Below are 23,106 nucleotides of genomic sequence, written 5' to 3' on the forward strand. Positions count from 1 at the left end.
CAACACCACTACCACCAAAGGTAGGGTAACATACTATTGCTATTTTCATTACAACAAAATTACCTTTTTTAATTCAGAATTGAATCGTAAATGACTTGTTGAATTCTTGTTCTTAACCCAGATTTAACTAAAAGCGTGTTAGATGCAGATGGATATGTTCTATTGGATAAAAATACGTAGACAATTTCTTCTTCGGGATCAGCCCAAGTATATGTTCCTGTGAAACCACTATGTCCAAAGCTTTTTCTTGACACACAGCCACATGTAGGTCCGCTATGCTGAAGCTGAGGTTTATCAAACCCTACACCCCTACGCACATTGTCATCACAAAAATAACAGGTATTGAATTTTTTAATGGTTCTAGAATCAAAAAACTTAGTACCACCATAATAGCCATCTTGAAGATACATCTGCATAATCTTGGCTATATCATTAGAATTACTAAAGAGTCCCGCATGACCACCAACTCCTGCTTGCATTGCTGCGCCCATATCATGAACGTACCCCTGCACCGTACCGTACCTATAATAATTATCTTCTTCTGAAGGTACTATCATATTTTTATCAAACTTCTCTAATGGATTATATGAAGTATGATTTGCTCCTATTCTACTATATAGAAAATTATTCGTTAATCCGTCTAATCTTTGACCGTAACTTTCTTCAACAACTTTTTTCATTACATAATAAGAAACGTCACTGTAACGGTATCTATTGGACTTTAAATCTTGTCTACCTATTCTGTTATAAATTGAATCTTTATATGCATCTGTTAAATAGAGATTATCATATACTTTTGTTGAAAAACCAGGCAGTGGTTTATTTCTATAAAATTCACCCGAAGGTTTTTTATTCTCGTCTAATGTGTTAATATAAAATGGAATCCACGCTGGCAAACGACCGTAATGAGAAAGCGCTTTTAAAACCGTAACATTCTTAATTTCGGTATTAGAATAATTTGGCACCAATTCTTCAAAAGTATTATTCAAACCTATTCTTCCTTCTTCCTCCATCTTCATAACAATGGGCAAGGTGGCCAATATTTTAGTCAATGAAGCAAGATCATAAATGTAATCGTTCGTGATTTTTTCTTTACTATCATAGGTAGGTTTACCAAAACTTTTCTGATAAATAACCTTTCCTTTTCTGGCTACTAAAACCTGAGCCCCCGGAAACATTAAACTATCTAACCCATGGCTCATTAATTCATCTATTTCCCTAAGTCCTTTAGAGCTCATACCTACGCGTTCAGGTATACTATACCCCAATCTACTTAGAGATTTAACTTGTGTACCTGTACCTACCGGAAATTCTTGATGGGCAGTAACAGGTAATTTCCCTGTAGCACTAACAGCTCCAAATAAGATTTCTGCTGTTTTCTCTTGCGCTATATCACTATTTTGATAAGACATTACCACAGCATCGATTGTATCATATGATTTGATATCTGATAACGCATATGGCTTGGCAAAAACACAAAGTATAAGATTAGAAGTACGCTCGCTACCAATTGCTTGCAGCCAGTTTAATTCTTTAGTTGAAAATTTATAAGATTTCCACGGACTTTCATTACTCTTATGATGCCCTACAATAACCAAATTGAATTCTTTTAATTTAATTTTCAGGGTGTTAATATCATTTGCTTCAACTACTGTAACGTCCGCATAGTTCTTTAAACCTTTTATAAATGCTTCGTTATCTGAATCACCCATTTTCACATAAGCGATTTTCTTATTGTCTAAATTTTTGATAGATAATATATCTAGCTTATTTTTTACAACCGTAATCGCATTTTCTATAGCTTGCTCATAAATAATATCATCCTCAAGACTATTTAAATCTTCGTATAGATTATTTAAATCAATAGGTTTCAACTTACTTAACCCTGCTTTGTATTTTGCCATTAAAATCTTTTTAACGGAGTAAGCTAATCGCTCTTCGGTCAACTTACCTTTTTCATAAGCCTTTGCCAATTTTGCTTTGGCACTAACGATATTTTCTGGCATTAATAACATATCATTACCAGCCATAAACGCATCTAACTCAACACTACCATCTTTACCTTTAGTTGAAACACCTTTCATATTAAGGGCATCGGTAAAAATTAAGCCTTCATAACCTAGTTCATCTTTTAAAATACCAGAAATTATTTGTTCTGATAAAGAAGAAGGCAACCCAGACTTAATTTCAAGTGCAGGCACCTCTAAGTGAGCTACCATAATACTGCTTAAACCTGAATTAATTAATTTTTTAAATGGATAAAGTTCTAAACTATCCAGTCGTTCTCTTGAGAATGGTATTACTGGTAAATTATGATGAGAATCTACTTCTGTATCACCATGGCCAGGAAAATGTTTTCCATTTGCCAATACACCGGCACGCTCCATACCACGTACAAAAGCAGTTCCTTTATCTACAACATTATCTCTGTCCTCACCAAAAGAACGATTTCCTATAATTGGATTTTTTGGGTTTGTATTGATATCCAAATCTGGCGCAAAATTTATATGAACACCCAATCGTTTTGCATGCTTACCTATTTGATAGCCTACTTTTTCAACAATTGAATTGTCTTGAATGGCACCCAAGGTCATATTCCAAGGAAAGGCATACGTAGAATCTAATCGCATAGAAAGACCCCATTCGGCGTCCATACCAATAAGTAACGGTAACTTTGATGCTGCCTGATAATCATTGGTAAGTTTTGCTTGTCTTACAGGTCCGCCTTTAGAAAAAATAACTCCTCCTAAATGCTCCTGCAGTATTAAATTCTTAATCTGATCTGTTGCTTGCTTATTCTGGTTAGAAGCAACACTCACCATAAAAAGTTGACCCAGCTTTTGGTCTAAACTCATTTGATCATATTGGGTATCTACCCATCGCAGTTGACTAATGCTGTCTTGAGTAACTAGAGGATTTTGAGCTAGTATACTGGTACAGCAAAATAAACCACAAAAAAGAATAAGAAAATAGCGCATAAATATAAATGTACTGAGATAACTATTATGGATTGAAATTATTGCATTTCATCGATAAAACCCAATAAATTATGATACTTAAGAAGAATTTATGTTAAAGAAAACGAGCATGCCAACTTTCTGAAGCAGGTACTTCCCAGTGCTCTAAATACTCTCCCTTGTTGGCTACCAGATTATTAAACACAATCGTGTTCTTTGAGATTGCTTTTTGCTTTGCCATTGCCTTAAAATCAATTAAACTTTTATAAGCTACAAATTGTCCTTGCTTATAAGAAACATTCATTTTATCAAGTAACAGAACATCATATTTCTTTTCTAGAGCTTGAATAAAGTGTACTGACGCATCTATAGAACAACCCGTAGCACCTTGTGTAGTTTGATCAAGAGCAATTACTATAAATCGTCTATATTTAATTTCATAACCTGCATTTAGGTCATTACCGTGTGCGGTCCATGAAGTTAAAAAAGTATCTAAATCTGTTCTAATTTCAGTGATTTCCTTTTCAGAAAACGATCGATTACATTGGTATATCCAAACTCTTGCAGTCTCTGGTAATGTGTTAAATTCTACTAACAAATCATACTTTTTTAAATTATAAATCTTCTGCAGCCGCAATCATTTCAGCGATATCCATTACTGCAACATCATCTTCCTTTTCCTTATTCTTTACTCCATCTGTCATCATTGTATTACAGAATGGGCAACCCGCTGCTATAATTTCAGGTTTGGTTTCTAAAGCCTGCTCGGTACGTTCAATGTTCACATCTTTATCACCCTTCTCTGGTTCCTTGAACATTTGCGCACCACCAGCTCCACAGCAAAGACCTCTTTGCTTACAGCTTTTCATTTCTATTAGCTCAGCATCCAATTTTCTAATTAAATCTCTAGGAGCTTCATATACTCCGTTTGCCCTACCTAAGTAACAAGGATCATGAAAAGTAATACGCTTTCCTTTAAAGGTTCCACCTTCCATAGAAATCCTACCATCGGAAAGCAAATCTTTCAGAAACTGTGTATGGTGTACCACTTCATAGCTACCGCCCAAACCAGGGTACTCATTTTTAATGGTATTAAAACAATGAGGACATGCCGTTACTATTTTCTTAATTTCATAAGCGTTCAGCACCTCTATATTGGTTACTGCCTGCATTTGAAACAAAAACTCATTACCAGCACGCTTTGCAGGGTCACCGGTACAGCTTTCTTCGGTCCCTAATACCGCAAATGACACATTAGCCTTATTTAAAATCTTAACGAAAGCCTTTGTTATCTTTTTTGCCCTATCATCAAAACTACCAGCACAACCTACCCAAAATAAAACTTCAGGTACAGTCCCCGATGCAAAAAATTCTGCCATTGTAGGCACTTTTAATTCACTTGCCATATCTATCTTTAAGATTCTTTACTCCAATTTAAACGGTCCATTTGGTTAAATGGCCAAGGCGCTCCATTATTCTCTATATTACCCATCATGTTATTTAAATCTGTAGGAGCAGCAGATTGTTCCATCACCAAATATTGTCTCATATCCATAATAATTGAAAGAGGATCAATACTAATTGGACAGGCTTGAACACAGGCATTACAAGATGTACATGCCCATAATTCTTCTGGGGTAATATAATCGTTCAACAATTGCTTGCCGTCGTCTTTAAACTCGCCTTTATTAGCATCGATATTCTTACCAACTTCTTCTAGTCGGTCACGAGTATCCATCATAATTTTACGAGGAGATAATTTTTTTCCGGTCTGATTTGCGGGACATTCACTTGTGCAACGCCCACATTCTGTACATGTATAAGCGTTTAACAATTGTACCCAACTTAAATCTTGCACATCTGATGCACCAAACTTATCTGGAACAGCTGCATCTTCAGAAGGTTCTGCATAAGGGTCAGCATCAGGATCCATCATCATTTTTACTTCATCAGTAACAGATTGCAAGTTCTTGAATTGTCCTTTTGGTGTCAACTTACCATAATATGTATTTGGGAATGCAAGTAAAATATGTAAATGCTTTGAGTAATATAGATAATTAAGAAAAAATAAGATTCCAGCAATATGCAGCCACCAAGCTGTACGCTCTAATAATACCAAACTAGAAATTGACATACCTTCAAAAACAGGGGCTATTATACTACTAATTGGAAATGCACCTGCCTCTGCATAATGATCAGCTCCCATTTGTTGCAACTGATAATCCGCACCGTTCATTGTTAAAAAAAGAATCATCAAGACCAGTTCAATATAAAGAATTAGGTTACCATCATTCTTTGGCCAGCCTTCCATTTCCGGTTTAAAAAATCTCTGTAACTTAATTACATTTCGTCTTATCCAGAATATAACTACAGCAACGATAACCAATAGCGCAAGAACTTCAAAAGAACCAATTAAAAAATCATACACCGGTCCTAATGCCGCAAACATTCTGTGGGTTCCAAAAATGCCATCTAAAATAATTTCTAAAACTTCAATGTTTATAATCACAAAACCTACATAAACAATGATATGTAGAGCTCCTGCAATAGGTCGCACTACCATTTTTGATTGTCCTAAGGCAATCTTTGCCATGTTTTTCCAACGTTGCGGTTTGTCATCCGTTAATGACTCTTCTTTTCCTAAAAAAATATTTCTTTTCAACTTAGAAACATTTTTTACAAAAAAACCTATACCTGCTAAAAGCAGTATAACAAAAATTACATTAGGGAGATATTGCATATAATTAAGTCTTCTTTACTCGATAATCGAGATTTAAATACCCCGACGCTTGCGCCGAAATTATAACTATGTTTTCTATTCAATCTCTCGTGGACTTGCCTCGAGTTTATTTAGTTCTCTATAGTATTTGTTGCCGGATCATTTTCTGGCAACTCGTAATCTTTCTGCTTTTTACCAAAAACAGAAACATTTACATACCTTTTTGGGTTTAAACGAAAATCTTGTAACAGTAAGTCTAACTCACGAGATGCATTATTTAAGTTATGATATAGTTCCTTATCATTCATAAGTAAACCAAGTGACCCATCACCATTTTCTATTTTTGCAGTAACCTGATCCAAGCTAGCCATTGTAGATTCTAAACTTGCTAAAGTTCTTCCTAGACCGGCAGAATTTAAGGAATCTGAAAGCTTTGCAAAATTAGCTGTCAACTGTTCAAAATTCTCAAAAGAGTTATTCAACTTATCCTTATTTGTATCTAAAACGGAATTAAGTTGCATTGCACTACCGTTAAGACTGGTAATTAAAGTATTTAATCCTCCAATAACCTCTTTCAATTCCTTTTTAGTCTTTTCATCTAAAACAGAATTCACATTGACCAAAACAGAGTCCGCTCCAGAAATAGCAGATTCAACCTTACGTACTAAAGGATTTAACTTCTGCTGAGCCAAATCAGTAATTCCCGGTCTAGTTTCGGTTTGTAATGTATCGCCAGATTGTGCTAATGCTTGGTCAAAAATGGGTTTAATCTGTAATCCTTTACCACCAATAATACCGGTATCATATAGCTCAACAGTACTATTTTTTGAAAACTCAAACTCATTACCAACTGTAAACGTTACCAATAGATTTCCTCTCTCATCTAAAAATCTGATATCATTAACCTTACCAACACTGAACCCATTTATAGAAACATTAGTACCAGATTGTAACCCACCAACATTAGGGTAAACGGCATAAAACGTCTTACTATTATCAAAAATAGGAGTCGACTTCAAATAGCTGAATCCCATGATAAAAAGTAATATACCACCAATTACAATAATTCCTGTTTTTAATTCTCTAGATAGTTTCAAGCAAAAATATTTTTAGTCTTCTCAAAATTATGAATAATATTGACACTTTATGGTCTAAAACTAGAAACCTCGTCAATTGCGTTTTTAATAGGAATTCTCTCCCCAAGTTTATAAGCAACAATATATGCAGTTGCGTATCCTTTTTCTTTCGCTTGGGTCTGCATCATTTTAGCTTCCCTATACGACCTTGTCTCCCCATACATATAACGATACAAATTTTTATAAGGCTCTTGTGATAAGTTTGACAATCCTTTAAAGTTACTAGAATTAAGTGCAACATTCTTACTACTTGCCATTAATTGAATTTTAAAGACAATAGAATCTGCCACTTCCTTTTCATTGATTGCTTGCTTCTCCTTTACCACAGGTACATCAACCACTTCTTTTACTTCTTGTTTTATTGGTGGCGAACTAACTTCTTTTGGTTTTACAACATCATCGACTACGTTTTTAACCGACTCAACAACAGTCTCTTTTACTGGTTCAATAACAATTTCCTTTTTTGCTTCTTCCTTTTCTACAATTTCTTCTTTAATTGGTGGGGCCGTTGGTTTTGTCACTACTGTTTCAACTTCTTGTACTGTTGGCTGAACACCTTCTTTATAATGTAAAATTGCCTTAGCTATTGCATCGCCCATTTCATTCTGACCTTTTGTAGAATTTAAATAAGCACCCTCATCTTTATTGGTCAAAAAGCCCGTTTCTACTAAAACACTAGGCATAAAGGTTTGATGTAAAACTATAAACCCCGCTTGCTTTACTTTTCTATCTGTTCTTTTAAGTTGACTAGAGAAATTTTCTTGAATCATAGAAGCCAACGCTACACTTTGATCTAAAAATTCTTCTTGCATTATAGTAAGTCCTATAACAGATTCCGGTGAATTAATATCGTAATCAGCATATCTATTCTCGTAATTATCCTCTAAATAAATTACCGAGTTTTCTTTCTTAGCAATCTCAAAATTCTGCTTATTGGCATGAAGTCCTAAAACAAAGGTTCCCGCACCGTGGGCATCAGAGGTATGAGAATCGCAATGTACAGATACAAATAAATCTGCATTGGCTTTATTTGCAACTTCTCCCCTCACATACAAATCTATAAATGTATCGTCTTTACGAGTGTAAATGACTTTGATATCTTTGTTCTTGGAAAGAATTTCACCTACTTTTAAAACTATATTCAAGGCTATTTTCTTTTCTAAATATCCATTACCTAAATTACCAGGATCATGACCACCGTGCCCGGCATCAAGAACAACAATAAATGGATCATCTGATTGAATTTTCTCGTCAGATGGTGTAAAAGACAGTAGTAATAACGCTATTGCTAATACTAAAGAAATGCTAAACAATTTTATTTTCATATGTCTTGGGGATTATATCGCCCTTATAATGGTTAAATTTATTGTAAGACCCTACATACGGATTAAAAAATATATGTAAGTTTGACATCTTAAATAACGGCTCATTGGACCGCCAAACCTTTACAAAAATAGGATATATAGCCTTGCAATCAAACAAACAATACTTACTTTTCCTATTCGTGGTTTTTGCCAGTGCTTTTTACGCCACTGGTCAAGAAGGCAAAATTACGACTCTTAATATCAAAGCAGATAGAGATTCAATAATAGCACCATTATTCCCTCCAACAGCACTCAGAGACTCTATAACTAATGATTCTTTAGTTGCCGATTCCCTTAATCAAAAGCCTCCTTTACTTTTAGATAAGATAAAATACAAGGCAAAAGATTACGTAAAATTAAGTCAAAAAGAAAATAAAATATATCTGTACAACGAAGCAGAAATCTATTATCAAGATACCGAACTTAAGGCAGGTATCATCATTATGGATTACATTAAAAATGAAGTCTACGCAGGTAGAATGGTAGATTCTTTGGGCAACTACAGTCAGCTACCTTATTTTAAACAAGGTGAGAATATTGTTATACCAGATTCTATTCGTTTTAATTTTGACACGCAGAAAGCTCTAATCTGGAACTCAAGAACAGAGCAACAAGCAGCTGCTGGAGCACTAGGTAGTGATGCCATGAAAGTGTATGCAGAGATTACAAAGAAAGAAAATGACTCAGTGTACTTTTTAAGTGAAGGAAAATTAACCACTTCTACAGACACTATAAACCCTGATTACTACATACGTGTACGAAAGGCAAAATTTGTTCCTAAAAAGAAAGTGATTGCCGGGTTTAGCAATTTATACATTGCAGATGTACCCACGCCTATAGCCATGCCTTTCGCATATTTTCCTCTCTCACAAGGAAGATCTGCAGGTATATTAATGCCTTCTTTTGGTAATGACCCAGATCAAGGTTATTTTCTTCAAGATATGGGGTACTATGTTCCATTAGGTGATTATGCAGACATCACCCTTTCAGGTGATTTTTACACAAATGGCAGCTATGGATTCAGAACGGCATCTATATATACAAAACGATATAAATATAGAGGAAATGTTAATTTAAGATTTGAGAATATAGTCAATAGCCAAAAAGGATTTAGCGACTATAGCTTATCACGGAATTATAATATTCAATTTTCGCACTCACAAGACACTAAAGCAAGCCCTAACTCTAGGTTCTCTGCATCTGTGAATTTAGGTAGCAGCGATTATTATCAAAATTCATTACAACAGAGTAATTTACCTAATACACAAAACAACACCTTATCTTCATCCATTTCTTACTCAAAGACGTTTCCAAATTATCCGTCGGTAAACATGAGTTTAACCGCCACTCATTCACAGCTAACAACCGCAGCAACAGATGATGACGATGATGACGACAATATCAACATGACCCTACCTACATTTCAAGCAAGCGTTGAGCGTATTTATCCTTTTGTAAAAAAAGATGGTGTCAAAAAGGGAATTATCGATAATATTAATTTTCAATATAGTGTCAATGCCCAGAACAGTTTAACCACAAACGATGAAGATTTTTTCACTTCAAAAATGTTCGATAACGCAAGAGTAGGCGCAAGCCATAGCATACCGGTAGCTACCAACTTTAAAGTGGCAAAATTTTTCAGTGTCAGTGTTGGCGGTAATTATGAAGATGTTTGGTCTTTAGAAACCTACAACAGAAGCTATGACAATGATTTAGAAGAAGTGGTTATAGATACTATTAGCGGTTTTGACCGTTACAACACTTATAATTTTAGTGCAAGCATAGGTACCACACTATACGGAACATTTGATTTCGGTGAAGACAAAAAAATTCAAGCTATAAGACATACGGCAAGACCATCTATAAGCTATGGTTATGCCCCATCTTTTGAGCAGTTCTATGACGAATATCTTGGTGAAGACGGTGTTGAAGTACAATACAGTCGTTTTACAGGTACACTGAACGGAGCACCATCTCTAGGACAATCAAACAGCTTAAGCTTTTCGTTGGCCAATACTTTAGAAGCAAAGGTCAGAGACAAGGATTCAACTAAAACAGAACCAAAGAAAATATCACTTTTAAGTAATTTTAATATTTCTACCGGATATAATTTTGAATCTGACTCTCTACGCATAAACCCATTAAGTATTAATGGGGGAACAAATATTCTTGACAACAAAATGTCCATAAACTTCTCTGCAGGTTTAGACCCGTATGCCATTGACAATAACGGAACCAGGATAGACACTTGGAATATCGACAATGGTGGTAGTCTTTTTAGGTTAACGAGAGCAAATGCGAATGTATCATACTCGATTAGCAGTGAAATGTTTGGCAAAAAAGATGACAAAGGTAGAGATGAAGAAGAAGAATTAGACCCTTTTGATTATGTTGCACAAAGTGGCGGTAGAGAAGATGACCTATTCGGTCGTGCCGATGATTTCAATTCAAACCCTGTAAAAAAAGACGACAAGAATTCTGATGTTGAAAACCCAATATTTGGAACCAAAATACCTTGGAACTTTAGGCTTGCCTATTCTGCAAACTACAGCAATTCTGCACGGCAAAATGAATTTAGTAGTCACTCTTTAATGTTTTCTGGAGATATAGAACTTGCACCACGCTGGTCTATAGGCGGCTCTTCTGGTTACGATTTCAAAAATCAAGGATTCACATTAACACAACTACGTTTTCAACGAGATCTAAAGAGTTTTACCATGCGCTTTAATTGGACACCGTTTGGAACATACAAAAGATGGTACTTCTTCATAGGTATAGACTCATCTATACTTAAAGACCTTAAGTGGGAAAACAGAAGCCAAAACTAATAACTAAATTTTAGCAAAAATGAAAAAAATAATAAATACAGAGAACGCCCCAGCACCTATAGGACCTTATAACCAAGCAACATTAAGTAATGGTACTTTATATATTTCAGGTCAAATTCCTTTAAACCCTATGACTGGAGAATTGGTTTCTGGAGACATTAAACTTGAGACTAAACAATCTATGGAAAATTTAAAGGCCATTTTAACCGAAGCTGAAATGACCTTTGAAAATGTTGTTAAATCTTCTATTTTTCTTAGTGATATGAATCAGTTCACTGAAGTTAACGAAGTATATGCTTCTTATTTTGATGCAGAAACTGCTCCAGCGAGAGAAACTGTAGAAGTTGCAAATTTACCTAAGTTTGTAAATGTTGAAATTTCTATGATTGCCGTAAAATAGCATTTTACATATTAGCTTTATGAAACTCTACCAAACCTTCAATAGGCTTCTGTCTAATTACACCGACTATTAAATCGTTTCTTAACAAAACAGTGGTTAATTCTTCCCTTAAGTAATATGCAACACTACCAACAAAATTGATAGGCACTTTTGTTGCCAATTCAAACTGCATTACATAGTTATTGATAAACTGCTGAAAGCCCTTATCAATAACCCCCTTAGAATAAGGATGGTCTTTATTCTCGATTAAAAAACGAGCAAAGGTTGCTAAATAGGTATTTGGATTAGGTTGCTTGTATAGATTCTCTTTAATAACGTCAGCATCCAAATCATGCTGTTTAGCAAATTTATGCGCTAAGTCTGCAGGCATTTTATGAAAGTAATAGTCACGTATTAATTTACGGCCAAAAAAGTTCCCACTACCATCATCCATAGGTATATAACCTAATGATGTTACTTTTTGAAATAATTGGTTACCATCATAATAACTACAATTAGAGCCAGTACCTAAAATACAAACAATACCTTGATGACCAACTTTTGTTGTAGCAAATATAGCTGCATAGGTATCTTCTTTTACATCTGCTTTTGCATTAGGAAAAAAGTCTTTGAAGATTGCTTTCAAGAACAATTTCATACGATCAGTTCCACAACCAGCACCATAAAAATAAAGATGGGTTACTTTCTCCCTATTTTTAGAAATTTCAAAATTATTCGCTAAACGATCTTCAATAACATCTTTTGTCAATACTTCAGGGCTTAGCCCTAAGGTCTGTGTTAAAAAAAGCTGTTCGCCATTGTCATCCAATGCAATCCAATCTGACTTGGTTGCACCACTATCTACTATTAAAATCATATACCGAATGTCTTTAAAAAACAATCCTGAAAACAAGGAAAAACCGCCTCATTTTCAGGATATATCTTTGTTATACTAAAATGAAGGTTATAGTGTATTAACGTGCTGCATTAAGTCTACCATTTTATTGGAGAAACCAGCTTCGTTATCATACCAAGAAATTAATTTAAAGAAACCAGAGTTAAGCTCTATACAAGCCTCTGCATCAAAAATACTAGTTCTTGGGTCAGTTACGAAATCTTGAGAAACAACAGCTTCGTCAGTATAACCTAACACACCGTTAAGCTCTCCTTCAGAGGCAGCTTTAAAAGCTTTTTTAATTTCATCTAAAGATGTTTCCTTTTTAGTTCTTACCGTTAAATCTACTACAGATACATCTGCAGTTGGCACTCTAAACGCCATACCTGTAAGCTTACCCGTTAAAGCAGGTATAACTTTAGTAACCGCGATAGCAGCACCTGTAGTTGAAGGTATAATGTTCAACATTGCAGAACGACCTAAACGGTAGTTTTTTCTAGAAGGTGAATCTACAGTAAACTGAGTAGAAGTACTAGCGTGTATTGTTGTCATTAACGCCTCTTCAATACCAAAATTATCGTTTAACACCTTAGCAACAGGAGCCAAACAGTTTGTAGTACATGATGCATTAGATACAATAACATCTGATGCTTTCACCTCTTTATGGTTTACACCCATTACGAACATTGGCGCATCTTTAGAAGGAGCAGAAATAACAACCTTTTTAGCACCACCATCTATATGGTATTGAGCCGTTTCTAAAGTTGTGAAAATCCCTGTACATTCTGCAACAGTATCTGCACCTACAGCATCCCACTTAATATTTTTTGGATCTCTTTCTGCAGTAATACGTACGGTTTTACCATTTACTACCAAGTTACCATCTTTAACCTCTACAGTACCATCAAATTTACCGTGAACAGAATCATACTTTAACAAGTAAGCTAAGTGCTCCACATCTAACAAATCATTGATTGCAACTACATCAACATCACCACGTTTAACTGTTGTTCTGAAGACCAATCTACCAATTCTACCAAATCCGTTTATTCCTATTTTCATATTTGACATTTTTCTATTTTTATCGTTTATTATTAAGTTGTCATTATTTCTGAAACTCGTATAAGTTCCTTATCAATTTTTGTATGTCCTTTAATCGCTTTATTGATAGGCGTTAAAGTAAGCTTGTTATCTTGAATACCTACCATTAGATTGGTCTTACCTTCTAATAAAGCTTCTACCGCCTTTACTCCCATTCTACTAGCTAACACGCGATCGTAACAAGATGGCGCACCACCTCTTTGCATATGACCTAGTACAGAAACACGAACATCATATATTGGTAAATGCTCTTCTACATATTCTTTAAGTTCAAATACATTTTTACCAGATTTATCACCTTCTGCAACAATTACGATACTTGAAGACTTACCAGACTCTTTACTTCTTTTCAAAGACTCAAGTAATCTGTCCAATCCTAAATTCTCTTCAGGAATCAAAATTTCTTCAGCACCCGCACCAACGCCTGCATTTAGTGCTATATGCCCAACATCTCTTCCCATAACTTCTACAAAGAAAAGTCTGTTGTGAGAACTTGCCGTATCTCTGATTTTATCAATACATTCTACCACGGTATTTAATGCTGTATCAAACCCTAAGGTAAACGTAGTTCCAAAAATATCGTTATCAATAGTACCGGGAATACCAATTACCGGAAAGTTATATTCTCTATTGAATATCATACCACCTGTAAAACTACCATCACCTCCAATAACTACGAATGCATCTATACCAGCCTTCACGAGCTGGTCATGAGCTGTTTTCCTACCTTCGGGAGTTCTAAAATCATCACAACGTGCAGATTTTAGAATAGTTCCTCCTTTATTGATAATATTATTTACGCTTCGAGCATCCATAGGTTTAAAATCCCCCTCAATCATACCTTGATACCCTCTATAGACTGCAACACAATCTACCTTCATATAGGCACACGTACGAACAACTGATCTTATGGCTGCATTCATACCTGGCGAATCACCACCCGAAGTCAATACTGCTATTTTTTTTATTTCTGAAGACATGGAAAAATTTAAGCCAACGAAATTAATAAATCTTCGTCAAAAACGGAATAAAACTGAGTCGCATTTTAAGAAAAAATCAACGAAAAGGATTTCGCTGTAACAGATTAATAGTCAAATTATTAAAATTTGATATTTATTAATAAAAAGATAAGGACTTGTTTATTAATCTAATGATTTTGGTTTAGGATAAAAACGAATTAAACTATCATTACCCATGACCGAAGATGGGTTTTGAATTTCTTTTACAGGCTCTTCTTCAACCTCTGGTTTAGTCGCCAAAATCTTTTGAAAGAGTTCCTTAAAATTATTGAAATCTACCTCATAAGAAATTCCCGCACCTTGAGTGGAGCCTTGCTGATCAGACAAATATGCTTGTATCTCACTTTGCCTACTAAAGAAATTGGCACTTAAAGTACCTTCTTCATTTAATAAGACCTGTATTTCAAAATCACCCGCCACTAAAGTTTCACTAGATGCACCAACCGGAACACCTACCTTACCATTGAACAGTATTCTATCTGATATCTGCGTAGATACCGTCACCCCTATTCTATCATCTGTTTCTATATCTGCTGATCGATCCAATATACCCTGCTCATAAGATAGACCAAGGTTAAACTTATCGTTACCGCCACTTAAGATAGAATTTAAAATACTGGATGCACTTTGTACCAAATTACCTGTAATTGCCTGTTGGTTAATACCGCTCTGAGAATTTACGAAAGTACCTTGAGCCAATAGGAATATAGCATTTTTCTCTTCTACGGTTGGATCCTGCAAACGATATTCTAATTCTGATTTAACAATAGAGTTCGTACCCGGAAAATCAATACCAAAATCGATATCGGGTTTTTGAAGCTGCCCTGTTAAACTGATTATTACATCAGTAGGGATTCTTCTCGTAAATCCTGCATCATCAAGTAAAGGTGCAGGATTCGCATTTAGGGAATATACCGCCTCCATATCTAAAATAGCCTCTAATGGCTTTTGATCCCAATTTATAGTACCACCGGGTTCCACCTTAAATTTCTTATCAATGATACCACCAAACTTATAATTGAATTCACCTGTAACCACAACATAATCACCGTACATTTCAAATTTGCCATTAGTGTTGATCTGTATTAATATAATACCCACCCCTGTACCTTTCAGAGAGCTTCCCGTCTTGGTATCGGTCACAATTTCAACTTCTGCATCTGGAGTTACATCAAGGTTAAATTCTAATTCTAGACCTTGGTAATCTTTTAATTGGAGCTGGCTTTCAATTCGCTTTTTATCCTTTTTTTCTAAAAAATTAATAAATGAATAATCACCAACACTTGCCACATCACTTAAAGGTATTTTTAAAGAAGTTCCTTTTGCCGTAGCCCCATCTACAGTTATATTTAAAGCAGTAGTAGGTCCATAAATACGACCTGTACCATTTAAATAACCTGTACCATAATACAAATCACCTTCCTCAAATTCTGTATTTAAAATTAAGAATCTATCATTCTGGGTATCTACATTTAGGTCCAAAACCCAATTTTTAAAAAAACTATGGGTAATAGTACCATCCAAATTGGCATGTGTACCTTTTGCCACATCTTCTAAAGCTATATTTTCAAAGTCGAAAGTTTGGTTTTTCAGAATAACTCTAGATCGTGGAGCAAAACCATAATCAACATTTAAATAGGGCACAGCAATACCTGCATTATCTAAAGTCAGCAATCCATTAAAATTAGGATTATCAACATTTCCTTCTATCTTAACCCTACCATCAATATCACCACGTATATTATCTATAACCCCTTCACCCAATGGACTAAACGGCTCTAAACTAAAGTTACTAAAATTGGCTATCAGGTCAGCTTTAGGTATTTCCCCTTTATTTTCAATACTACCTACTACGCTGAATTTTTCTACGTTATTGTCTGACAATTGTGAATTTACTTGAAACTCAGATAAATCTTTATTGCCAATAATATTAATTGCTAAATCTCCTAAAGGAATACTGTTAATTCCGAAATCAACAATGTTCAAATTTGATGACGGTAAATAGATCCCGTCTTTTTGAAGCACATTCAAGGTACCGTTAACTTCCCCCTGTAATTTTAAGCTATCTATTACAGGCGTTATTTTATCTAAGGATACAATTTTGAACTGAAGCTGTAGATCCTTGTACGTTGAATCTGCCAATCGACCTTTTAATCTAATTTGCTCTTTTTCTTCATTATTCATTACAATTTCTTGAATTGTAATACTATCTAAAGATCTATTTAATATAACCTTATTCTTTCTATCGCCATCTTTATTCAATACCCATTTATTGCCTTTAAAATTTACATCAGATGTTTTAAGACCTATAACCGATTTGTTATCCTTATTAAAAGTGTGGTAAAAGTTTAAATTGTAAGAATCGTTAAACTCACTACCACCCTTAAATTCAGACCTAAAAAACAATGTATCTTTTAAAGTTGTATTTATCAGGTTGAAATCTTTGAAATTATAATAGGGTGTATCTAGCTCGCCTACCGAAACATAAGTATTGAACAACGGGTTCTTATTATCAATTCTAATCTCAATACTATCGGCAGCCGTACCAAAAGCCTCTATGCTTGGAGAAGCAAAATTGAGCTTAAAATCACCATCATCAGCCACGATATTTCCTTTTATAAAAGTGTTTGGATCAAAACGCACCTCTGGAAAAAACACATCAACAATCTTATTATATATTTTAAAATTAAAGGAAAGATTTTGACCATCAGAAACTTGAAAAGGTCTGTAATTAGTATAGATACTACCTAAAGAGTTTTGAACAAGTTTACCTAACTCTTTAACTTTAAAATTACCTTTCATAAAACCGGTAATGATATCTGGTGAGTTTATATTTATAGTCCGCTCGCGATTTTCACCAAAGCTAGAAGTCACTGCAAAATCATCAAAATAATATGTGTCGTTTACGTTTTGATAGCTTGTTTTTGTAAAATTTATATCTCCAATAATGTTGTCTAGAGTGTTACCCGTAATATCCATACTAACATTACCCTTAAAAACTGAAACGCTATCATTGATAATATTCAGTTTCTTTAAATCAGCATAGTCTACAGAGGCAATAAAGTTGAAATTATTTCTAGTTTCTGCAATATTCGCAAGACCTTTAAAATCAAATTTGAAATTCTCATCGTTACTGATCAAAGAACCATCGAACAACTGGTCTTTAATTATACCTGAAACGCGCAAATCTTGGTAGTTATACCTATTAAATTCTATAGAATATATTTGTCCTATAACCTCGGTATTCAATTTTTCTTTAACAAACCCCTTACCTTCTACATTAAAATCTAGAGTTATTTTACCAAGGTTTTTATTCTCAGCAAAATCACCCAAATCAAAGTCTATCAAAGAAATAAATCCTTTATATGTCGCATTATCGATATTATTAAAATCACTTAACACGATATCAGCATAACTACTACCAACAGCAGTATTTAAATTGATTTTTGCATCTATAGAAGATTTAGTAATAAAGGTGTTTCCACGAATTGTAAATTGTCCAAGTTTACTAAAAGACGATGGTAATGACTTACCAATTAAATTAGGTAACAAAGCATTTAACTGATAATAGCTACTGGTAACATTCTTCATTTCAGCATTTAAGCTAAAAGGCTTTTGCTTATTGAATAAATTTTTAAAATTAAAATCGCCACGTATACCGGTATCATCAGAAAAAAGAAAGAGATCATCAGTATTAAGATCATTTAGCACTCCGTTTACATTGGCATTGAATGTTACCTCTTTTCCCTTACCAAATTCATTGTACAACAAATTGACTTCATCAAAAGCCACCCTAGATTCCTTAAACTCCGCTACAATATTAACCTTGTTCAAAAAATCTGCAAAATCTTTACGATCATAGTTAAATACCAAGTTTCCATCTAAAGCAGAAAGAGGTGTTTCAATTTTTAAAGAATCAAAACGCATTTGCTGTTTCGTATACTTAAAATTTGTAGCTAACCTATCAACTTTTAATCCTCTATTACTAAAGAAAGACATTTCTTGAATATCTGCAGAAACCTCAGGACCTAGAATTAAAAAATCTCCTGCATTGATATTAAGACTATCAAAATTTAAAACATTTGCGTTATTTAAATTTTCATCAATATACTTAAACCTGCTATTTTCAATATCAACCTTGGATGATGAAAGTCTAAAAGGTGGCGCACCAGGAGCTCTAGGATTACCATTATCAAGTTTATCTACAAAAACCTCTAAATTAGTATTGGTTTCACCGAAATACCTTTTAAGCTTAAAGTTTAATTTATCAACTTCAATATCGCCAAATTCTAAATTTCCTTGTACTAAATTATTAATACTTAAAACAGATGTTTTAAGCTCATTTACATAGAATAAAGTGTCTTGTTTGTAATCTTCTATAAAAACACCTTCCAAACCTGTTTTCCATGAAATCAAAGAAACCTTTAATCGCTCAATATTGATATGCGTACCATACTGATCGTTAATTTTTTTCGTAGCAAACTGCGCCAGCAAGGTCTGAACCACTGGGAGTGAAAAAATGATGGTACCTAAAACACATATCAGCACTAGCACCAATAATGTTCTCACCAATATTTTTCTCAGTTTTTTGATAGGTCTTTATGTTTTACCTTTGTTGCTCAAATTTTATTCCAAATATGTCTGAACACGATACAATTTATATACTTGCTATAGAATCTTCATGTGACGACACTTCTGCGGCAGTTTTAATGAACGATAAAGTGCTCAGTAATGTTGTGGCTACCCAAGCTATTCACGAAGAATACGGAGGGGTTGTACCAGAACTTGCTTCAAGAGCGCATCAACAAAATATAGTCCCTGTCGTTCATCAAGCCATAGCCAAAGCAAATATCGATAAAAAACAATTATCAGCCATAGCATTTACACGTGGACCTGGACTAATGGGCTCATTACTTGTAGGTACCTCATTTGCAAAATCTTTATCATTAGGTTTACAAATACCACTTATTGAAGTTAACCACATGAAAGCCCATATTTTAGCTCATTTTATAGATGACAAAACTATGAAGGCACCGTCATTTCCTTTTTTGGCGTTGACCATAAGTGGAGGTCACACACAGATTGTTCAAGTCAACGATTTTTTTGATATGAAAATTATTGGACAAACATTAGATGATGCGGTTGGCGAAGCATTTGATAAAAGTGCAAAAATTTTAGGTCTACCCTACCCTGGCGGCCCCTTGATAGACAAATATGCAGCAACAGGCAACCCGAATAAATTTGAATTTACCATACCAAATGTTAAAGATTTAGATTTTAGTTTCAGTGGATTAAAAACCAATATTTTATATTTTATACAAAGACAAACGAAAGAAAATCCAGATTTTATAAAGGACAATCTTGAAGATATTTGTGCCTCTATTCAGTATACCATCATCACTATATTGATGAGAAAACTGAAAAAAGCCGTAAAGCAAACAGGCATAAAAGAAATTGCCATTGGCGGTGGAGTATCGGCAAATTCTGGAATTAGAAATGCGCTAACTGAAGCACAATCAAAGTACGGATGGAAAACTTACATCCCAAAATTTGAGTATTGCACTGATAATGCCGCTATGATAGGTATTGTAGGCTATCAAAAATATAAAAACGAGAAATTTTCTCAACAAGATGTAACTGCCAAAGCCAGATATGTTATATCATAGTTTTTAAAACAACCCACATGCAATTATTTTACAATTCAGATATTAAACCCACAGATCCTACTTTCATTTTTGATAGTAATGAAAGTAAGCACATCATAAAAGTTTTGAGAAAAAAACATGGTGATCAGTTGTGGATTACAAATGGAAATGGCTACTTATTTGAAGCAAAAATAATTGGCGATAATTTAAAAAAATGTGAAGTTGAACTTGTATCCTCAAAGAAAACTCATCCAAAATCGCATTGGTTACACATAGCAGTTGCACCAACAAAAATGAATGATCGTTTTGAGTGGTTTTTAGAAAAAGCTACTGAAATAGGCATTGATGAGATTACACCCATTATTTGTGAAAGATCAGAACGCAAAGTATTAAAACTAGAGCGTATGCAACGTGTACTAGAATCAGCGATGAAGCAATCTTTACAAACATATTTACCCAAACTAAACGAACCCATTAGTTTCTCTGAATTTTTAGAAAAACCAACAACTGAACTACAATTTATTGCGCATTGCGAAGACACAGAGCGGCATGAACTAAAAAAAAGGGTTTCTACAGATAAAAATGTTACCATCTTAATAGGTCCTGAAGGTGATTTTTCTCCTGAAGAGATAAAGAATGCTATGCAAAAAGGCTACGCACCTGTTGCCATGGGCAAAACAAGATTAAGAACAGAAACAGCTGCAATTGTAGCCTGCACCATTATAGCGACAATAAATAATGGCTAACTTTATATAACTGCATTAACCGCACCTATAATATCACCATTTCTGTTTTCTATAAGCAACATGAGAATAAGCTCTTCTTTGTTTTTAACAATTGAAGGAATATTTATGGCCCCAACAAGACTATTATCCTCAATTTTCATACTCTTTTCTGCTACCACAATGTTAGAATTCACTAATGTTCTTTGCCTGTTCTCACCTCTTTTTACTTGTGTAGTTCTTTCGTTTAATACCAAAACAGCTCGCGCAGTTTTACCTGATGTATTCCCAACAATATTATAATCAAAATTTACTTTATCAATTCCCCTTTTTAAATTTTGAACAATAAATTGATTTTCTGATTTCACAGCAGAATATTTATTGATAGCGTTTATTACCTTGCCCCTATTTGAACCTACCAAATGTTCTTTCCCATTAACCACCAGTTCTGGCGTATAATTACCTCTATATCCAAACTTTCTATTGTAACTGCTTTGCTTTTCGGTAAACTCTTTATTGCTAAATGGATCAGTCCAACCTATATAATTCCAATAATCAACATGATAACTAAGTACAAATACATTTTCAGGATACTTAATCTTTACTTCCTGCAACAAATCATCGGCTGGCGGACAACTAGAACATCCCTGTGAAGTAAAGAGCTCTAACACTACCATTCCGTTCAATACATTTTCTGAATACTTTGAAGAAAAAGCATCATCAACTTTATTATCTTTACTCGGTTGAGATTTAATAAAGGAGGTTAATAAAAGACCTGCCCCCATAAACAATAGAACAATTATTTTTTTATGTAACATAATAGTATAATTAAGTATTCTATTATTCGAATTAAAATGAAAAAACTTACAATTTATCTTGCTTTAACCTTGTTGTTCTTCTGTTTTCAGATGTCATCACAAGAATTAGCTATTTTAAAATATCAAGGTGGTGGAGATTGGTATGCCAACCCAACTGCATTACCTAACTTAATTAAATTTTGCAATAATAATATTAACACAACTATTAACAGTAAACCTGAAACTGTAGAAGTTGGCAGTAGTTCCATTTTTCAATATCCTTTCTTGCATATGACCGGGCATGGCAATGTTGTCTTTTCAGATGAGGAATTAGACAACTTAAGAAATTACCTTTTATCTGGCGGTTTTTTACATATTGATGACAATTATGGTATGAAGCCTTATATCACCAGAGAAATTAAAAGGCTTTTTCCAGATACAGAATTAGAAGAGTTAGGTGCAGAGCATCAGATTTTTAAAAACACGTATTCTTTCCCTAAAGGATTACCAAAAATTCATGAGCATGATGGGCAGCGCCCGCAAGCATTTGCTATATCAATAAACAATAGAATCGTATTATTATTTACATCAGAATCAGATTTAGGTGATGGCTGGGAGGACCCTACGGTACATAACGATCCTGTAGAGATTAGAGAAAAGGCACTACAAATGGGAGCTAATATTATAACTTATGCCTTTAAATATTAATCGATGACCTCAAAAACCATATCGCAAGGCATACTAAGAGCAATAGGAGTACTAGTTGGTATTACTCTTTTATTATACTTCTTATACACTATACAATCTGTTATAGCATACTTGGCAATTGCCGCTGTTACGGCGTTAATAGGCAGCCCTTTAGTTCGTTTTTTTAGATTACGACTTAAACTACCAAATATTCTAGCCGTTATTATCACAATGCTTTTAATGGTTGGGTTGTTAGTGGGTATTGTAGCCTTGTTTATACCATTGTTAACGGAGCAAGGCAAAAACCTATCTTTACTTGACATTGATGAATTACAAAAAAGCTTAAACACATTATATCATCAAATAACAAATTACCTAGGGCTTTCATCACATATAGTTGAAGATGTAATTGATGATTCTGGTTTAGAACAAAATATACTACAAGGCTTAGATATAGGCTTTATTCCAAATTTTTTAAATTCCTTTTTAAATATCTTGAGCACGGCAAGTATTGGATTGTTCTCAGTGCTCTTTATTTCATTTTTCTTTTTAAAAGACAGTAAATTATTTGAACATGGTTTATTGATATTTGTACCGGTTGACAAAAAGAAAGGCACCACCAATTCAATTGGAAAAATTAATGGATTATTGTCAAGATACTTTGTTGGTCTTCTACTTCAAATTTTTATTCTATTTGTAATCTACACAATAGTTTTATTAATAGTTGGTATTGAAAATGCCGTAGTTATCGCATTTCTCTGCGCCCTTTTTAATATCATACCCTATATAGGCCCAATAATTGGTGGTGTTATTATGTTGACACTGACCATGACCAGTAATTTAGGCTTTGATTTTAG

Annotated in this window: 17 protein-coding genes; 6 read left to right on the plus strand and 11 right to left on the minus strand. The window is 34.2% G+C overall.

Annotated elements, in window-relative coordinates; all coding sequences use genetic code 11:
* Positions 1–68 precede the first annotated feature (68 nt).
* The 6 genes from ABJI11_RS05120 to ABJI11_RS05145 form a co-directional block, all read right to left on the minus strand.
* Positions 69–2,978: a glycoside hydrolase family 3 N-terminal domain-containing protein gene (locus ABJI11_RS05120; protein ID WP_348350023.1), complete on the minus strand. Its 2,910-nt coding sequence runs from the start codon at positions 2,976–2,978 to the stop codon at positions 69–71.
* Positions 2,979–3,072: 94 nt separating this feature from the next.
* Positions 3,073–3,555 carry an ABC transporter ATPase gene (locus ABJI11_RS05125; protein WP_348350025.1) on the minus strand — a complete coding sequence of 161 codons (483 nt, stop codon included), beginning with the start codon at positions 3,553–3,555 and terminating at the stop codon, positions 3,073–3,075.
* A gap of 16 nt (positions 3,556–3,571) precedes the next feature.
* Positions 3,572–4,363 (minus strand): (Fe-S)-binding protein, encoded by a 792-nt coding sequence (locus tag ABJI11_RS05130; RefSeq protein WP_348350027.1) that lies wholly within the window; start codon positions 4,361–4,363, stop codon positions 3,572–3,574.
* Between the two features lie 8 nt (positions 4,364–4,371).
* Positions 4,372–5,697 (minus strand): (Fe-S)-binding protein, encoded by a 1,326-nt coding sequence (locus tag ABJI11_RS05135; RefSeq protein WP_348350029.1) that lies wholly within the window; start codon positions 5,695–5,697, stop codon positions 4,372–4,374.
* A gap of 110 nt (positions 5,698–5,807) precedes the next feature.
* Positions 5,808–6,773, minus strand: a complete 966-nt coding sequence (locus ABJI11_RS05140; protein ID WP_348350031.1) for an MlaD family protein — start codon at positions 6,771–6,773, stop codon at positions 5,808–5,810.
* A gap of 47 nt (positions 6,774–6,820) precedes the next feature.
* Positions 6,821–8,137 carry an N-acetylmuramoyl-L-alanine amidase gene (locus tag ABJI11_RS05145; protein WP_348350033.1) on the minus strand — a complete coding sequence of 439 codons (1,317 nt, stop codon included), beginning with the start codon at positions 8,135–8,137 and terminating at the stop codon, positions 6,821–6,823.
* Positions 8,138–8,241: 104 nt separating this feature from the next.
* On the opposite strand from ABJI11_RS05145, the gene ABJI11_RS05150 reads away from it, so the two are divergent.
* Positions 8,242–11,004: a putative LPS assembly protein LptD gene (locus ABJI11_RS05150; RefSeq protein WP_348350035.1), complete on the plus strand. Its 2,763-nt coding sequence runs from the start codon at positions 8,242–8,244 to the stop codon at positions 11,002–11,004.
* Between the two features lie 19 nt (positions 11,005–11,023).
* Positions 11,024–11,404: a RidA family protein gene (locus tag ABJI11_RS05155; RefSeq protein ID WP_348350037.1), complete on the plus strand. Its 381-nt coding sequence runs from the start codon at positions 11,024–11,026 to the stop codon at positions 11,402–11,404.
* A gap of 4 nt (positions 11,405–11,408) precedes the next feature.
* Here ABJI11_RS05155 and ABJI11_RS05160 read toward each other — a convergent pair whose 3' ends face one another.
* The 4 genes from ABJI11_RS05160 to ABJI11_RS05175 all read right to left on the minus strand — a co-directional run bounded on the left by ABJI11_RS05160 (position 11,409) and on the right by ABJI11_RS05175 (position 18,967).
* Positions 11,409–12,260, minus strand: coding sequence for an N-acetylglucosamine kinase (locus ABJI11_RS05160; RefSeq protein ID WP_348350039.1), 852 nt, complete (start codon positions 12,258–12,260; stop codon positions 11,409–11,411).
* Positions 12,261–12,347: 87 nt separating this feature from the next.
* Positions 12,348–13,349, minus strand: coding sequence for a type I glyceraldehyde-3-phosphate dehydrogenase (gene gap / locus ABJI11_RS05165; protein ID WP_348350040.1), 1,002 nt, complete (start codon positions 13,347–13,349; stop codon positions 12,348–12,350).
* A gap of 23 nt (positions 13,350–13,372) precedes the next feature.
* Positions 13,373–14,359, minus strand: a complete 987-nt coding sequence (pfkA, locus tag ABJI11_RS05170) for a 6-phosphofructokinase (protein ID WP_348350042.1) — start codon at positions 14,357–14,359, stop codon at positions 13,373–13,375.
* Between the two features lie 162 nt (positions 14,360–14,521).
* Positions 14,522–18,967, minus strand: a complete 4,446-nt coding sequence (locus ABJI11_RS05175; protein WP_348350054.1) for a translocation/assembly module TamB domain-containing protein — start codon at positions 18,965–18,967, stop codon at positions 14,522–14,524.
* 68 nt (positions 18,968–19,035) lie between these two features.
* Between ABJI11_RS05175 and tsaD the strand changes: the two genes are divergently transcribed.
* Both tsaD and ABJI11_RS05185 read left to right on the plus strand, forming a co-directional pair.
* The gene (gene tsaD / locus ABJI11_RS05180; RefSeq protein ID WP_348350044.1) at positions 19,036–20,064 is read left to right on the plus strand and encodes a tRNA (adenosine(37)-N6)-threonylcarbamoyltransferase complex transferase subunit TsaD; all 1,029 of its coding nucleotides are present in this window, start codon (positions 19,036–19,038) and stop codon (positions 20,062–20,064) included.
* Positions 20,065–20,081: 17 nt separating this feature from the next.
* Positions 20,082–20,789, plus strand: coding sequence for a 16S rRNA (uracil(1498)-N(3))-methyltransferase (locus ABJI11_RS05185; RefSeq protein ID WP_348350046.1), 708 nt, complete (start codon positions 20,082–20,084; stop codon positions 20,787–20,789).
* 2 nt (positions 20,790–20,791) lie between these two features.
* Here the strand turns inward: ABJI11_RS05185 and ABJI11_RS05190 are convergent, their stop codons facing one another.
* On the minus strand, positions 20,792–21,583 hold the full coding sequence (locus ABJI11_RS05190) for a DUF1223 domain-containing protein (protein ID WP_348350048.1): 792 nt from the start codon (positions 21,581–21,583) through the stop codon (positions 20,792–20,794).
* Between the two features lie 36 nt (positions 21,584–21,619).
* Between ABJI11_RS05190 and ABJI11_RS05195 the strand changes: the two genes are divergently transcribed.
* Positions 21,620–22,270 carry a DUF4159 domain-containing protein gene (locus tag ABJI11_RS05195; RefSeq protein ID WP_348350050.1) on the plus strand — a complete coding sequence of 217 codons (651 nt, stop codon included), beginning with the start codon at positions 21,620–21,622 and terminating at the stop codon, positions 22,268–22,270.
* Between the two features lie 3 nt (positions 22,271–22,273).
* A partial coding sequence (locus ABJI11_RS05200; protein ID WP_348350052.1) for an AI-2E family transporter occupies positions 22,274–23,106 on the plus strand: 833 nt, incomplete at its 3' end.

Source organism: Maribacter sp., from assembly GCF_039968975.1.
Classification (GTDB): Bacteria; Bacteroidota; Bacteroidia; order Flavobacteriales; family Flavobacteriaceae; genus Maribacter.